Below are 13,418 nucleotides of genomic sequence, written 5' to 3'. Positions count from 1 at the left end.
CTAAGGGCATATATATGGAACAGAAAGTATTAGCGATATTTGAAAATGTGTTGTCCCGCAAAGTCGCGTTTAACGACGAGCTTATTGAATCCTATATTCTTGATTCAATTACTGCGGTAGATATCGTTCTGGAAGTGCAGGCAGAATTTGGCTGTGCTATTCCACCGACGGACGTTGCCAGTGTGTTGAAAACACCCGCAACGCTTGCGGCATGGATTGAAGAAAACGCCTGAGGTATAAAAAGCCCAGATTGCTGACAAAGGGTGATAAATGTGTTTTGTAGGGTGGATAAGCGTTAGCGTCATCCACCATTTACGCCAGTGGTGTCGGATGACGCTGCGCTTATCTGACCTACGAAGAAGTTTGTCATCAGTCTCAAGCCCCGAGATTTATCGGGGCTGGATTGTGCAGATAATATTACGGTTTGCGCGCCACCAGAACGGCACGTAGCGGGGCAGGGTAGCCTTCGATAGTTTTGCTACTGTCATTCGGGTCAAGGAAATCGGCCAGCGATTCGGTCGTCAGCCAGCTAGTGCGGCGCTGTTCTTCGCTGGTGGTGTAGCAATGGTCGACAATTTTTACGTCAACAAAACCACATTTCTCCAGCCAGTTTTTCAACGCTAATGCCGATGGAATGTAATAGACGTTACGCATTTGCGCGTAGCGTTCGCCAGGCACCAGTACCGTATTTTCGTCGCCTTCTACCACCAACGTTTCCAGCACCAGTTCACCGTCTTTGGCTAACTGATTTTTCAACTGGTAAAGGTGGTCGAGCGGTGAACGGCGGTGATACAACACCCCCATCGAAAAGACGGTATCAAAGATGTTCAGCTCTGGCAGTTGCTCAATGCCAAGTGGCAGGACATGCGCGCGTTGGTCATTACCCAGCAGCTTACGCACCGCTTCGAACTGGCAAACGAACAGTTGCATTGGGTCGATACCCACAGCCAGATGCGCGCCCGCGCCAATCATGCGCCACAGGTGATAACCGCTCCCGCAGCCGACATCCAGAATCGTGCGCCCGGTAAGTGGAGAAATGTGTGGCAAAACACGATCCCACTTCAGGTCTGAACGCCATTCGGTGTCGATGTCCACGCCATACAGCGAATATGGCCCTTTGCGCCATGGCATCAGGTTGCGTAGCAGTTTTTCAATACCCAGACGCTGACCATCGCTGAGCGGTGCCTCAGATTCTGCCGTTACGCTGTGCAATAAATCCAGGCGATATGGCGCTAGTTCAGGCAGGTATTCAACGGTGTTGTACCAGTGTTTGAATTGACCGTGCAGGTTCTCGCGCTGCCAGGTGGCAATTTGCGCCGACAGTGTTTCCAGCCACGGGGCCAGCGGGCTTTTTGCGATAAGCTGATAAAAATTACCAAAGTCGATCATGCAGGCGTTCCTGATTTCAGTGCAACCAAAGAGCCAAAGTTAAAGCACTGGAACCATAATTCTGCGTGGTCAAATCCGGCTTGTTTGAGGCGTTTTTTATGTGTTTCGACAGAGTCGGTGAGCATCACGTTTTCCAGCATGCTGCGCTTTTGGCTGATTTCCAGCTCGCTGTAGCCGTTCGCACGTTTAAAATCGTGGTGCATATTGAACAGCAATTCGCCGACTTCGCCATCTTCAAAACTGAATTTTTCCGACAGCACTAACGCGCCGCCAGGGTTCAGCCCCTGATAGATTTTTTCCAGCAGCAGTTTGCGGTCATCGGGTTCAAGAAATTGCAGGGTGAAATTCAGCACCACCATCGAGGCATTTTCGATAACAATATCGCGGATATCACCTTCGATGACCTCGACCGGAGTTTGCGCTTTGAAGGCGTCAAGATGACGGCGGCAGCGCTCGACCATAGCAGGGGAGTTATCTACCGCGATAATTTTGCAGTTGTCGTGCTGGATGTTACGACGCACCGATAACGTTGCCGCGCCAAGTGAACAGCCAAGATCGTAAACCTGGCTACCCGGTGCCACAAAGCGCTCCGCCAGCATGCCAATCATCGAAATGATATTCGAGTAGCCCGGTACCGAACGTTGAATCATATCGGGGAACACTTCAGCTACGCGTTCGTCAAAGGTCCAGTCACCTAATTTGGCGATCGGGGCGGAAAACAAGGTATCGCGGTCAGACATAATGTTAAATCCGGAAATTCGAAATTTCGAAAGGGGCATATTTTGCGTTAATGCAGCGAGAAAACCAACTCCCATGGCATATACCACAGATTAGCCAGCACCATCAGGATCAATGAAGCCCAGGTGGCGCTCATGCCGGAACGACGCCAGCGGATTAAACGGTGGTGAAAACCGTGCGCATGCATCAGGCGGCCAACAATCAGCAGCAACCCACTAACATGCACCATCCAGGTTTCAGCGCCGTTCATTTCCATCAATAATAAAAGCAGCAATGCGACAGGAATATATTCCACCGCATTACCGTGAATACGAATCGCACTCTGAAGTTCGCTAAAGCCACCATCACCATAAGAGACCCGGTATTGCGAACGCATACGGACAACATCAAACGAGAACTTAATCAGCAACAAAGCACCCAAAACGGCGTAGAGCGCGCTTACCATACTCACATCCTTTAGAGATAGTTCCAGCACTGCATATAATAGCAGTGCAACCTATAAGCTGTCGCTACCCCTAAAATAGGGAGTTTTGCTTAGGAATGGCAGGTTCATTGCCCAAATCGGGAAGAGCCTGCTGCAATCCGCGCCATAGTGTATGGACTAAATCCTGGACTTGCCCAATGTCAGGCGTATGCAGGAACAGGTAAGGCGTGGCGTTTTGTTGCCATTTTGGCAAGGTTTTAAGCCAAACGTCGAAAAGCGCCTGGTTTTGCACCATATCGTCGCTGCCGATAAAGCGCACCATCGGGTGATTTGCGGTGACGATGGCATGAACCGGTACTTTGGGTTTTTTACGCTGGGCTTCGTGCATCGCTTCGTTGTTGGCGATAGCGCTGTGCACCGGACGGCTATCCAGAATAACCCGGTTAACACCACGCAGATGCAAACCCCGATTAAATGCTTGCTCATCGGCACTCTTATCGAAGAAAGAAGGGTGGCGAACTTCGACGCCGTAGGTGAATTCTTTTGGCAAAGCGTCGAGGAAATACCACAGCGCAGGTAAGTCGGCAGGGGCAAATTTTGCGGGAAGTTGCAGCCAGTATTGCCCGATGCGCTGTGCCAGTGGAGACAGGCGATCAAGAAATTCGGCGGTCAAATCTCCGCACTGACGAAGCGCGGCGTTATGGGAAATGGTGGCCGGGAATTTAAAGCAAAAGCGGAAGTTGTCGTCGGTCATCTCGCGCCAACGAAGTACCGTCTCCGCTTTAGGCAAGGCGTACAGCGTGGTATTGCCTTCCACACAATTGACATGTCGGGTAACCGTATTTAACTTACTGATTTTAATAATGCTCTTATGTTGTTGTGTGGGCTATGGGGCATCAGTGGGGCAAAATCGGCCAGCTTCTGATTAAGCATTGCGATCTGCTCTGTGCTGCTGTCAGCCATCCACGCCCCGTACACATTGAAAACCATCTGGGCGCTTGCATGTCCCATCTGATTGGCAATGAAGCTCGGGTTGGCTCCAGCAGACAAAGACCAGCACGCATAAGTATGCCGTGACTGGTACGCCTTCCTGTGCCTGATACCTGCGCGCTTCAGCGCCGCGTCCCATGAGTCACCTACCGAATCAACCTTATAGATAAACCCGACCTGCTTACACCGTCTGACAAACTGTGGATTAAAGACAAATGTACAGTCATGGCGCTCCGTTCGGCCATACTCGCGGAGCTGAACGTCGATTTGATGCTGATTACCTAACCTTGTCATTTCCGCCTGATTTTTCAGTATGCTGAGCGCTGGCTGGATAAGGTGCACTACCCGGTTAGTGCTTGCTTCGGTTTTAGGTAGTGTGAGCTCACCAAGTTTTGTATAATTGCGCCTGATGGTAATTGTTCCCGCTTTAAGATCGATATCCTCCCAGGCCAGGGAGACCAGCTCCCCGTGACGTATTCCTGTGTACACTGCTAATGACCACAGGTTTTTCGTCTGCTGATGCCGGCATGCATCTATCAGGCGGATAAATTCGTCACGAGTTAGCGGGTCTGGTTCTACTCTGGCTTTTTTTAGCGGCTTAATTCCATTAAATGGGTTCGCCTCTAAGTAGCCGTGATCAGCAGCAAACTGAAACATTCCGGCGATTGTTGCCATGTAATAATTCACAGTAACAACACTTCGTCCCTTGGCCGGGGATTTCATTTTCAATCGTGTTTGATGACCGGTCAGCAAATCTTTCCTGATGTACAGTAATTCCTCTTTATTCACTGAGGTTACCAGTCTATCTCCCCCGATCCTTGGCACTACATTCCTTACGACCGACTCATAGCGATTGAGCGCGTTCGAACATATTTCCATCTTTTTCAGATCCAGCCACTTTTCTTCAAGCTCTTTCACTGTAATTTCTTTTTTACCTACCCCAAAAGTCTTGAGGTTAGGTGAGTCAGGAAACCGCACTGCATAGTCAAAGGTTCCTGTTCGGATGGCAAAACATACTGATGTCCGCAGTTCCCCAGCAATCTTCCTGTTCTTAGCAGTGTCAGGGACACCAAGGTTTTCCCTGACACGCTTACCGTTATAGCTAAACCAGATGCGCAATGTGCCACCGTGATTTTCAACGCCTGTCGGATATGTGAATTTATCCATTGATTCCTCCAGACGCCCAAGAGCGATGTGAGGTTACCTTTTTCATGGCGTCAAATCACCCTGGTTGTTTATTTTTGAGTGAGGCAACCCATGCGTCTACCGCCATACGGTTGTACATGCACTCACTGGATGGCTTCGGATTTCCGTCCGGTGAGACGTGAATATATTCTCGCCCAACCATCCAGCACTCTTTCCTGGCCCGGAGGATGGTTCCGGGCTTTAACCCGGTAACCGCGATAAGAACACTTTCGCAAACCCACTCGTTAGGGGCCAATTGAATTACATTGCTCATATCCACCTCATACCGCGCCAATCGCTTTTTGCACTACTCGATAACCCCGTTTCCGGGGCTTCTTCTTCGGTTCGATCTTCGATGCCGCTACCTTCGGAGCTGGTGGCATCAGTACACTGATGCCGTTCCGCATATCCCGCCTGGCATTCATCTTCCAAACCAGCTGCTTTGTAAGGTCACATCCGTCGTCAATCTGGACGCTGGCTTTCACCAGAGTGTCGTTAAGGTCTGCCATATCGCGCCGATCATCCATGGTCAGCCACGCAGCAGAGTGCGGCGCGGAGAATATCAGTTGGTAAAAGCATAATTCCCACCTTAGAACGGCTTCGTTTTCATGAATTCGCGATACTGTTCGGTTAGCGCGTCGTGCTTCTCCTGCCACTGCTTGATCTCACGCTTACGGGCCAGCAGGCGACGAATACGGCGAACGCAGCGGGTATGAGCAGACAGATAAATTTCAGTTGGTAGCCCGAGTTGGTGGACTAAAACGCCATCGCGCTGTACGGGCATATCCGGGTAATGGGTCCTGACTCCCGCCAGACGGAAAGCGTAAGTGGTCATGTAGTGCGCCAGGTTATTTAACGCCGCGCTACGGCTCAGGCAACGCTTACGGAAACCGTGACGAGACACGACATACACCGGACGGAGAGGGCGGCTGAATGCTGCGTCGATACCTGTTTTAACTTTGCTGGTGGTCATTTCTCATTCCTCACTTTGTATCCAGCCATGCGGGCTAGCTCTAAAAATCCATCCAGGGTAGCCACGTGTTCACTTTCATGAAGGCGGCGATCGCAAATGGCACGCCCTTTTTCAAAGTGGACAACTACGCGCCCCGTAAAATCGGGCAAAACATGCAACTCAATGGGTAATACTGGGGCCGGAATATTTACACCCATATAGCTGATGGTTCGTTGCTCAGTTACCATTGCTGACTCCTTGATGCTCAAATGCCTGTTCTGCTAAATTCGCTATAACCGCATTCATAAATTCCATGCCCAGCGGTGAAAGCTTATTTAATTTGTTTCCCATACATGCGCTGTAATGGTCTGATATATGTCGCTCGGCTTCCATTCGTTTATTGGAGTTGTACACCATCGCTTCGAATATTTTTATTAGTGCTTTAGTTAGTATTTCTTCATTTAGTTCAATGGTCGTCACTTCATTGTTCGGTAACTTCACTAACGTAAAATGGCTACCGGTTTTTCGCTCCATTGAATTCAGCTTTGCAATAACAATTCGGTGGCGGCGTATTTCAATTAGGTTTGTCATTACCGATGAGTCCACTTTCGTTATCATTGAGATAAGCACTGACGGTAATCGATAATTCAAAGGCCAGAGTGAATAACGCACTCATTTCACATTCTTCTAATTCGACAGTCGCGAGAGCGGAGACTTTTAGTAAGCAGCAAAGTTGGTCCGCCTTATCTGCTATTTCTTTGTGAGTCTTTTCATTTTCCTCCATACTTAAGCCCCGTAAGCCTTGCGTAGATATAGCGCTGCAATAACCTCTTGTCCGCATGCGGCATAGAGCAATGCACTTTTATATGCAATAATGTCTTTTATAAAACTCATAATATGTACCCCACTGAATTATGGTTGTGGAATTCCCCAGCGATTAAGCTGTATTTACTTCGATTAATTACTTGTTTTTATTTTCGTTGATTATTAATACATATCTCAACGTAATGTTCTATTTTTTCGCGGGTCTTACAAAGAGAGCGAAGTAGACATGCGATTGAACAATCAACTTGAGGCTCTTCAGCGCTGTTTTTATATATAAGTTCAAGTAACGTTGTGTTTTCGATGATTTCTGCGCTGATAATTTCCAGCATTTCGATTGGAGTTTTCATTGTTTATTCTCCGGCCAGTCAGATCCAAATGTTTCGTTCAGTTCATCAACAGTTCTCGCAAGTACCCCTTTGCATAGAAGGATCGTCGCTTCGATGCTTTCATTGACACCTGAATTCTGAACTAAAGTCAGGCAAGAAATTACCCTGTCAATTTGATGGCAGGAGGATCTTAAGGTGTGGCTATTTAAAACTTGTTTGTCGCTTGTGTTCATCTCATTGGCTCTGCTGTTTGCCGATGAGATAATATTCACATAGTGTGTTTATTTTTGCAATCACAAAATGTGTATTTTATTTTTTATTCACGATATGTGATTGTTTGTTTTGTGATTTTATTTTTCTAATATAAGGGACGGTGGTGTGTAAGGGCGCTTAAAATAACGTGAAAAGTATGCCCGGTCACTGTGCAGTAATTAATAAAAAACCCGCAAGATGCGGGTTAAGTTAAACGACTACAAGGGGTGTTGATGTGGTTTCTAGTCAAAGATATTTTCGGGCCACTGTGCCTTAACTACCTTCCCTATTATACGGCAAGTCTCATTGCACGGAATGCTGTGGTATCTAGGGTTGGGGTTTAACGGTTCCAGCCAGGGCTGTCCATCATCCCATGTGAATTTCTTAAACGTCACCTCAGTGTCACCAAACACACTGGCTACACAGAAATCTCCAGGCTCTACATCCTCGGCTGGGTCGACAAGTATCAGCATGCCCTCAGGAAAGCTTGGTCTTACTCCCTGCGGAGCTGTCATTGAATGTCCTGCAACCTCTAGCCAGAAAGCGTCTTTACTGGCCTTTTTAGCCGTAGCTACCCACTCCTGAGCATCACGTTCAGTGAATGTGCCAACATCAGCAAACTGCCCGGCCTGAACTGTAGTGAAAAGTGGGTAGTCGTATTGTTTATAAACGGACACTGAATCGTCTCCGAATAATATTTTTGCTGGTGATACACCCAAAGCATTCGCAAGCAGCAAAGCATCATCCGCGCTAACTTTCCGGGTTCCCAGTTCATAGTTACCAAGACGTGAAGGGGCTGCCCAGCCACATTGTTTGGCAAGCTGTACTTGGCTAAGTCCCTTCGCCTCTCGCAGGGCTTTAATCCTTTCCCCGATAATTTCATGCATGGTTTTCATTCCTTTAATCTAACACGTTATGTGGATAGATGTTATACACAAATCGTAGTTGACTGTTAATCACAAAATGTGTGTAATGGGTTGAATTTATTTTTGGAGACTGCAATGAACAACATTGCTAGGCAGAGAAAAAGTATTGGACTAACGCAAGCAGAATTTGCCGTGGCCTTGGGATGGAAACCTTCGCGTATTTCAAATTACGAATTATGCATCAGAAAACCAAATCTAGAGGACTGTCGTTTAATTATTGATGGTTTCAAAAAATTGGGCGCAGATTGCTCACTAGATGACATCTTCCCACGCCCGAAAGGTGACGGTAATGCCTCCTGACTACCGCGCACAGTGATGCCTGAAGTATTCAGCCAGCTCCAGCGTGACATGTCACGCAACACAAAGGAGAACCAATGAAACGTCAACTGAAAATTATCAACGCTGAAAATCTGCCGGAAATCCAGTGGGAAGGTGTACGTGTTGTGACCACCGAGGCGCTGGCCGTTGGTTACGGAACGGATGTTAAAAATATCCAAATGAACCTCACCCGCAACCAGGAACGTTTTATTGAAGGTGAGCATTACTTTAAGTTGGAAGGCCTGGAGTTACAGCATTTTAAGAGGCTGCCTACTATCAGTGGGTTGGTTAGTAAACATACAAGCCAGCAAGTTCTGTGGACTGTACGCGGCGCCGCTCGCATGTCCAAAATCATTGATACCGATGAAGCATGGTCATTCTTTGAGAAAATGGAGAGTGCCTACTTTCACAAGCCAGATCCAGCGCATCCGTTGAGTATCATGCCTGATTTCAATAATCCGGCTGCTGCTGCTCGCGCATGGGCTGATGAGTTTGAGTCCAAAAACAAAGCGCTCGGTTACGTCCATCGTCAGGCGCAGTACATCGATCACCTGGAGAACCTTTTCCAGGATGGCATGAGTCCCTTCCAGTTCTGCAAGTTGCTGAACGGCGTGAACGTCAGCCAGATAAACGCTTTTCTCGCTGATCACAACTGGCTGTTCGACGAACGTCCAGAATCTCGTAAGGCAGCGTGGCGGGTTAAACACTATGCGCGCGATCAGTATCTCAGGGAGAAGCGACAGCGCATTGATCCCGATAATGTGGATATCGAAAGTTTTGACGCATACAAACCAATCCTGCTGCGCAAAGGTGCTGTCTGGCTATATCGCCATTACCTGAAAGGTAATTTACCGATGAAGAAGGGGTGGGACGGCAAGTTCACACATGACAGCGACCTGCAGGAGGCTTTGCATGCAGCATGAGGCGTTCCAACACTTTTTTTCGAGGGTAGGTAATGAGTCGACTGCTGATTAACGAAAATCCCCTTCAGGTGCTGCCTTCTCTGGCCTGCGCAATCGGCCTCAATGAAGCGGTAATTCTTCAGCAAATCCATTACTGGATGGCTTCCTCACGGCATCACTATCAGGATCGCCGATGGGTATACAACAGCGTTGCCAACTGGCAGAAGCAATTCCCGTTCTGGAGTGAAGCAACCATCAAACGCGCATTGTTAAGCCTTGAGCAGCAAGGGATGGTGGTAAGCGGGAATCACAATCGTGATCCACGCGACCGTAGCAAGTGGTACAGCATCAATTATGCCGCGCTGGGAGCTATTGAAAACACAGCGCAACCAGTGAACGAAGCATTTGGTCAAATTGACCAAATGGAGCAGAGCAATATGACCAAATGCAGTGAAGCAGATTGCACTAATGCACCAGGTCAGGATGGCCCAATGCAACGGGGCAATATGACCCAACCATTACCAGAGACTACTACAGAGAATACACAAGAGATTACTACAGAGATTAAAACTCCAGGTGCACAGGCTGACGCCAGTACACCTGCTAAGCCTGTTAAGAATGGATATTCACCAGAGTTTGAAAGTGCCTGGAAAGCTTATCCCGCCAGGCAGGGAAGTAACCCGAAGAACAAAGCTTACCAGGCGTGGAATGCCCGTCTACATGATGGGGTAACGGCTGAGAGCATGCTGGAAGGGGTTAAACGTTACGCAGCATTCCTGCTGACTACCGGAAAATCAGGTACGGAGTTTGTGATGCAGGGGGCGCGTTTCTTTGGTCCGGGTCTGGAGTTTGAGAATACCTGGGCAATAACGGGTTCGCAGCAGCATAAACCACAAGATAACAAGCATTCCGGATTTAACGATCGTGACTACGGCACAACCAATACACCCGTGTGGGCGAGAGGTAACACATGAGCCATATAAATTATGACACCCACAAACGTGGCATTCAGTCTCTGGGTATCACGATTGATAATCTCACTGAAGAGCTGGCATTTTCTGATGGGAAAGTTGCTCCCACCGATCGTTGCTATGATAGCCAGGAATCGAATCCGGCGACCTGTAGTCTTCACGGGGATTATCAGAAAACACGATTGTGGATGGCGTTCAGAGGCCGGGTATCCGAAAAATCATCTCGTTGCCCGGGCTGCATCCAGAAAGAAATCGATGTTGCAGAGCAGGCAAAGGTCGCCCTCCAGACTGAGATGTTACTGGGTGAAGCACATATCGTGCCGCGCTTTGAAGCATGCGAATTCAGCAACTACGACGTTGTTTGTGACAGCGCCGCAAAATGCCTGAGTATCATGAAAGCATACGCCGCTGCCTGGCCTGACATGCTGGCGAACGGCACAAGCCTAATCCTCACCGGAAAGCCCGGAACCGGCAAAAACCATCTTGTAACCGCACTGGCGAAAGATATCATCCGCAACCATCAGAGCACTGTCCTGATGACCTCAGTCATGCGAATTATTCGCGCAATCAAACGCACCTGGTCGAAAGAATCCGACATGACCGAGGATGAACTGGTTCATTTGTACACCAGTCGTGACCTTTTGATCATCGATGAGGTTGGCCTTCAGTACGGTACGGACGCTGAGAAAATCATTCTGTTCGATATTCTCAATACGCGTTACGAACGCATGCTGCCCACCATCCTGCTGAGCAATCTTACCCCTGCGCAGATTTCTGATGCCATTGGTGAACGGCTCACCGACCGTATGGTTGAAGGTGGCGGGACTGAGTTAATTTTTAACTGGGAAAGTTACCGCAAGCAGAAAGGGCAGGTGGCGGCATGAGTTCAGCTCTCTGGCGAAATGAGGACATTGAAGGGGCGGTGATCGGGGGCATGTTCCTGCGCGGTACCGACCCTGAGGTGATGGAGATCGTTTCATCGCTTCCGTCCTCAACATTCGGAAACTGGCAGTATCGCGAAATATTCGAGGCTATCTGTCGACAGGCCAAAACAACCGGTGTTATTGACCCCGTTCTGCTGTGCGAGTCGCTGCCAAAGCATGAGGCGACGATTATGGATTCCAGCAGGAAAGCCTGGGCAAAATCGTCTCTCATCCAGTATACCGCTGTACTGAAGCGAAACGCGGCACTGCGAGCGGCTGAGGACCTGCTGGAAGCCACACTGAATACATTGCGTAAATCGGTGACGAGTGAGCAGGCCATGAACGCACTTGATGAAGTGAAGATGGCCATCAGTGCTCTTGATACGGAAGAAAGCGCAGTAAAAGCCATTAACATTGATGATTTGCTGCCTGAAATCATCGACCGGCTGGATGAGAAAATGAGTGGTCGCAGTGAAGGACGGACAATACTGACGGGAATTGATGAACTGGATTCGATTACCGGTGGTTTTGACTTAACTGACCTGATCCTGCTCGCTGCGCGCCCCTCAATGGGTAAAACCGAGATGGTGCTGGATATCATCGACAAAGTGACAGAGCCCGGCGCGGGAGTACTGTTCTTCAGCATGGAAATGGGCGCTATTCAGATAGCAGAGCGCCATGTGTCGGCAGCTGGCGGTATTTCGGCATCCCGCCTCAAATCTCCGGACAAGCTGGAGGATGAGGACTGGGCAAGAATTGCCAATGGTATCAGCCGTATGACCGGTCGCCATATCTGGATCATTGATGCTACCGATCTCAATGTGGAGCAGATTAAGCAGGCTGCTGTACGCCACAAGCAGGCGCATCCAGAAACAAAGCTGATTGCTGTCGATTATCTTGGCCTGGTTAAGCTGCAAAATAACAGCCGTCATGATCTGGCGGTGGGTGATGTATCGAAGGGCCTTAAATCACTGGCGAAGATGAACAAAACACCTGTTATTGCATTGAGCCAGCTATCCCGCAGCGTTGAATCCCGGCCAAACAAGCGCCCGCTCAACGCAGACCTGAAAAACTCGGGTGAGATTGAAGCCGACGCCGACATTATCATGATGCTCTATCGCGATGAGGTTTATAACCCGGAGTCACCCGCTCGCGGCATTGCTGAAATCAATATTACAAAAAACCGCAATGGTGCTCTCGGTACTGTCTATCGTCGTTTCCAAAACGGACACTTCTACCCAATTGACCAGGCGCAGGCTCAGCAGCTTAGTCGCCAGCAACCTGAAGCTAAATCTTGCCGGTACACTAAGAATGAGAGGGCCGCATGAAACTTGAAGCATCCTTGAAACACTTTAGCCCGCAGGGACTGGCTATCACCGATTCATCCAAATCCACCTCTCCTGACAGGATCACTGGAACAGATATTATGGCAGCGCTCGGCTCCACAGCGGCAAAAGCGAGGTTTGGTCTTTGGGCATTCCTCGGTAAGAACGGCATCAGCACAGGAGATGAGCAGAAAGCCGTGCAGGAGCTGGCACGTATGGCGATGGATGATGCGCCAAAAAATGTACGTAAGGCGGCAGGAACTCAGTTTGGCAATTGCATGCTCCTTCTCGCCCGATTTGCCTTTACTGAATATTCGCGCTCAGCTGCCAGCTCATCAGGCTGCCCACACTGCAAAGGTAAAGGGCTGGTGGATGTTCAGGAACAGGTGGTTCGTTACCCTGGCTACATCGGTGCAGATGGTGAAGTGAAGATCTCACCCAGGGTAGAACTGCAGACGGTTAAAAAACAATGCCAGCACTGTGACGGAAAGGGGACGCTATCGGCCCGCTGCCGATGCAAAGGGATCGGATGTGTGCTCGATCGCAAAGCCACCAGTGAGCAGGGTGCTCCGGTATTTAAAGAATGTGAACGCTGTACGGGAAAGGGGTTTGCAAGCATGCCCTCAACAAACGTCCATAAAGCGATTCTGAGCCTTGTTCCGGATCTGCATGTCAGAACATGGACACGAAACTGGAAACCCTTCTACGACGGTCTGGTGCAGGAATGCCACTGGGGAGAGGGAAAGGCAGAAATAGCGTTCGAGAGAGCGACTAAATTTTGAAAGATGGCGGCATTGTTTTGAATTTTAATGCTGAACATATTGATTTTGTCCGAAGTTGTCGTGTATGCTTCTAATTGTGGGAAGTTGTTAATACCCGCCACTTAAATGAAGCCTCGCTGATGCGGGGCTTTCTTGTTTCTGCTTACAAGCAATACTGAAGTCTCATCCTGTACTGATCCTTTACTGGTGG

The 13,418-nt window shown here is 48.9% G+C and carries 19 protein-coding genes; 7 read left to right on the top strand and 12 right to left on the bottom strand.

Annotation, left to right across the window (positions count from 1 at the left end):
- The first annotated feature begins 14 nt into the window (after positions 1-14).
- Positions 15-233 (top strand): acyl carrier protein, encoded by a 219-nt coding sequence (locus tag D8682_RS05180; RefSeq protein ID WP_064545870.1) that lies wholly within the window; start codon positions 15-17, stop codon positions 231-233.
- Positions 234-417: 184 nt separating this feature from the next.
- On the opposite strand, the gene cmoB is transcribed toward D8682_RS05180, so the two are convergent.
- The 12 genes from cmoB to D8682_RS05115 all read right to left on the bottom strand — a co-directional run bounded on the left by cmoB (position 418) and on the right by D8682_RS05115 (position 7,977).
- A complete protein-coding gene (cmoB, locus tag D8682_RS05175; RefSeq protein WP_121813709.1) occupies positions 418-1,389 on the bottom strand; it encodes a tRNA 5-methoxyuridine(34)/uridine 5-oxyacetic acid(34) synthase CmoB in 972 nt (323 codons plus the stop codon).
- A complete protein-coding gene (gene cmoA, locus D8682_RS05170) occupies positions 1,386-2,129 on the bottom strand; it encodes a carboxy-S-adenosyl-L-methionine synthase CmoA (RefSeq protein WP_064545874.1) in 744 nt (247 codons plus the stop codon). The genes cmoB and cmoA overlap by 4 nt, the downstream gene beginning before the upstream one ends.
- 47 nt (positions 2,130-2,176) lie before the next feature.
- Positions 2,177-2,572 carry an MAPEG family protein gene (locus D8682_RS05165; protein ID WP_064545876.1) on the bottom strand — a complete coding sequence of 132 codons (396 nt, stop codon included), beginning with the start codon at positions 2,570-2,572 and terminating at the stop codon, positions 2,177-2,179.
- 70 nt (positions 2,573-2,642) lie between these two features.
- A complete protein-coding gene (locus D8682_RS05160) occupies positions 2,643-3,416 on the bottom strand; it encodes a DUF72 domain-containing protein (RefSeq protein WP_121813708.1) in 774 nt (257 codons plus the stop codon).
- The gene (locus D8682_RS05155; protein WP_121813707.1) at positions 3,395-4,708 is read right to left on the bottom strand and encodes a site-specific integrase; all 1,314 of its coding nucleotides are present in this window, start codon (positions 4,706-4,708) and stop codon (positions 3,395-3,397) included. Before D8682_RS05155 ends, D8682_RS05160 begins: the two co-directional genes overlap by 22 nt.
- 55 nt (positions 4,709-4,763) lie before the next feature.
- On the bottom strand, positions 4,764-5,000 hold the full coding sequence (locus tag D8682_RS05150) for an excisionase family protein (RefSeq protein WP_121813706.1): 237 nt from the start codon (positions 4,998-5,000) through the stop codon (positions 4,764-4,766).
- Positions 5,001-5,315: 315 nt separating this feature from the next.
- The gene (locus D8682_RS05140; RefSeq protein WP_121813704.1) at positions 5,316-5,699 is read right to left on the bottom strand and encodes a hypothetical protein; all 384 of its coding nucleotides are present in this window, start codon (positions 5,697-5,699) and stop codon (positions 5,316-5,318) included.
- The gene (locus D8682_RS05135; protein WP_202914373.1) at positions 5,696-5,926 is read right to left on the bottom strand and encodes a hypothetical protein; all 231 of its coding nucleotides are present in this window, start codon (positions 5,924-5,926) and stop codon (positions 5,696-5,698) included. Before D8682_RS05135 ends, D8682_RS05140 begins: the two co-directional genes overlap by 4 nt.
- On the bottom strand, positions 5,916-6,269 hold the full coding sequence (locus D8682_RS05130; protein WP_238392820.1) for a hypothetical protein: 354 nt from the start codon (positions 6,267-6,269) through the stop codon (positions 5,916-5,918). Before D8682_RS05130 ends, D8682_RS05135 begins: the two co-directional genes overlap by 11 nt.
- Positions 6,253-6,462, bottom strand: a complete 210-nt coding sequence (locus D8682_RS05125; protein WP_121813703.1) for a hypothetical protein — start codon at positions 6,460-6,462, stop codon at positions 6,253-6,255. Before D8682_RS05125 ends, D8682_RS05130 begins: the two co-directional genes overlap by 17 nt.
- A 187-nt stretch (positions 6,463-6,649) precedes the next feature.
- Positions 6,650-6,850 carry a hypothetical protein gene (locus D8682_RS05120; protein ID WP_121813702.1) on the bottom strand — a complete coding sequence of 67 codons (201 nt, stop codon included), beginning with the start codon at positions 6,848-6,850 and terminating at the stop codon, positions 6,650-6,652.
- A gap of 473 nt (positions 6,851-7,323) precedes the next feature.
- On the bottom strand, positions 7,324-7,977 hold the full coding sequence (locus D8682_RS05115; RefSeq protein WP_121813701.1) for a LexA family transcriptional regulator: 654 nt from the start codon (positions 7,975-7,977) through the stop codon (positions 7,324-7,326).
- Positions 7,978-8,082: 105 nt separating this feature from the next.
- On the opposite strand from D8682_RS05115, the gene D8682_RS05110 reads away from it, so the two are divergent.
- The 6 genes from D8682_RS05110 to D8682_RS05085 all read left to right on the top strand — a co-directional run bounded on the left by D8682_RS05110 (position 8,083) and on the right by D8682_RS05085 (position 13,228).
- Positions 8,083-8,307: a helix-turn-helix transcriptional regulator gene (locus D8682_RS05110; protein ID WP_121813700.1), complete on the top strand. Its 225-nt coding sequence runs from the start codon at positions 8,083-8,085 to the stop codon at positions 8,305-8,307.
- Between the two features lie 74 nt (positions 8,308-8,381).
- Entirely contained in the window at positions 8,382-9,248 is an 867-nt protein-coding gene (locus D8682_RS05105; protein WP_121813699.1) for an ORF6N domain-containing protein, read from the top strand.
- 32 nt (positions 9,249-9,280) lie between these two features.
- Positions 9,281-10,201 carry a hypothetical protein gene (locus D8682_RS05100; RefSeq protein WP_121813698.1) on the top strand — a complete coding sequence of 307 codons (921 nt, stop codon included), beginning with the start codon at positions 9,281-9,283 and terminating at the stop codon, positions 10,199-10,201.
- Positions 10,198-11,082, top strand: a complete 885-nt coding sequence (locus D8682_RS05095; RefSeq protein ID WP_121813697.1) for an ATP-binding protein — start codon at positions 10,198-10,200, stop codon at positions 11,080-11,082. The genes D8682_RS05100 and D8682_RS05095 overlap by 4 nt, the downstream gene beginning before the upstream one ends.
- Complete coding sequence (locus tag D8682_RS05090; RefSeq protein ID WP_121813696.1) at positions 11,079-12,449, top strand: replicative DNA helicase; 1,371 nt, start codon at positions 11,079-11,081, stop codon at positions 12,447-12,449. Before D8682_RS05095 ends, D8682_RS05090 begins: the two co-directional genes overlap by 4 nt.
- Positions 12,446-13,228, top strand: coding sequence for an antitermination protein (locus D8682_RS05085; RefSeq protein WP_121813695.1), 783 nt, complete (start codon positions 12,446-12,448; stop codon positions 13,226-13,228). Before D8682_RS05090 ends, D8682_RS05085 begins: the two co-directional genes overlap by 4 nt.
- Positions 13,229-13,418 lie beyond the last annotated feature (190 nt).

Origin of the sequence: Buttiauxella sp. 3AFRM03 (assembly GCF_003675305.1) — a bacterium.
Classification (GTDB): Bacteria; Pseudomonadota; Gammaproteobacteria; order Enterobacterales; family Enterobacteriaceae; genus Buttiauxella; species Buttiauxella ferragutiae.
This window is presented reverse-complemented; position numbering and strand designations above follow the sequence as displayed.

What these genes read in the sequence shown, in the direction of transcription:
- D8682_RS05180 (WP_064545870.1), top strand. Translation starts at nt 15, where the DNA reads ATGGAACAGAAAGTATTAGCGATATTTGAAAATGTGTTGTCCCGCAAA.
- cmoB (WP_121813709.1), bottom strand. Translation starts at nt 1,389, where the DNA reads ATGATCGACTTTGGTAATTTTTATCAGCTTATCGCAAAAAGCCCGCTG.
- cmoA (WP_064545874.1), bottom strand. Translation starts at nt 2,129, where the DNA reads ATGTCTGACCGCGATACCTTGTTTTCCGCCCCGATCGCCAAATTAGGT.
- D8682_RS05165 (WP_064545876.1), bottom strand. Translation starts at nt 2,572, where the DNA reads ATGGTAAGCGCGCTCTACGCCGTTTTGGGTGCTTTGTTGCTGATTAAG.
- D8682_RS05155 (WP_121813707.1), bottom strand. Translation starts at nt 4,708, where the DNA reads ATGGATAAATTCACATATCCGACAGGCGTTGAAAATCACGGTGGCACA.
- D8682_RS05150 (WP_121813706.1), bottom strand. Translation starts at nt 5,000, where the DNA reads ATGAGCAATGTAATTCAATTGGCCCCTAACGAGTGGGTTTGCGAAAGT.
- D8682_RS05140 (WP_121813704.1), bottom strand. Translation starts at nt 5,699, where the DNA reads ATGACCACCAGCAAAGTTAAAACAGGTATCGACGCAGCATTCAGCCGC.
- D8682_RS05135 (WP_202914373.1), bottom strand. Translation starts at nt 5,926, where the DNA reads ATGGTAACTGAGCAACGAACCATCAGCTATATGGGTGTAAATATTCCG.
- D8682_RS05130 (WP_238392820.1), bottom strand. Translation starts at nt 6,269, where the DNA reads ATGACAAACCTAATTGAAATACGCCGCCACCGAATTGTTATTGCAAAG.
- D8682_RS05125 (WP_121813703.1), bottom strand. Translation starts at nt 6,462, where the DNA reads ATGGAGGAAAATGAAAAGACTCACAAAGAAATAGCAGATAAGGCGGAC.
- D8682_RS05120 (WP_121813702.1), bottom strand. Translation starts at nt 6,850, where the DNA reads ATGAAAACTCCAATCGAAATGCTGGAAATTATCAGCGCAGAAATCATC.
- D8682_RS05115 (WP_121813701.1), bottom strand. Translation starts at nt 7,977, where the DNA reads ATGAAAACCATGCATGAAATTATCGGGGAAAGGATTAAAGCCCTGCGA.
- D8682_RS05110 (WP_121813700.1), top strand. Translation starts at nt 8,083, where the DNA reads ATGAACAACATTGCTAGGCAGAGAAAAAGTATTGGACTAACGCAAGCA.
- D8682_RS05105 (WP_121813699.1), top strand. Translation starts at nt 8,382, where the DNA reads ATGAAACGTCAACTGAAAATTATCAACGCTGAAAATCTGCCGGAAATC.
- D8682_RS05100 (WP_121813698.1), top strand. Translation starts at nt 9,281, where the DNA reads ATGAGTCGACTGCTGATTAACGAAAATCCCCTTCAGGTGCTGCCTTCT.
- D8682_RS05095 (WP_121813697.1), top strand. Translation starts at nt 10,198, where the DNA reads ATGAGCCATATAAATTATGACACCCACAAACGTGGCATTCAGTCTCTG.
- D8682_RS05090 (WP_121813696.1), top strand. Translation starts at nt 11,079, where the DNA reads ATGAGTTCAGCTCTCTGGCGAAATGAGGACATTGAAGGGGCGGTGATC.
- D8682_RS05085 (WP_121813695.1), top strand. Translation starts at nt 12,446, where the DNA reads ATGAAACTTGAAGCATCCTTGAAACACTTTAGCCCGCAGGGACTGGCT.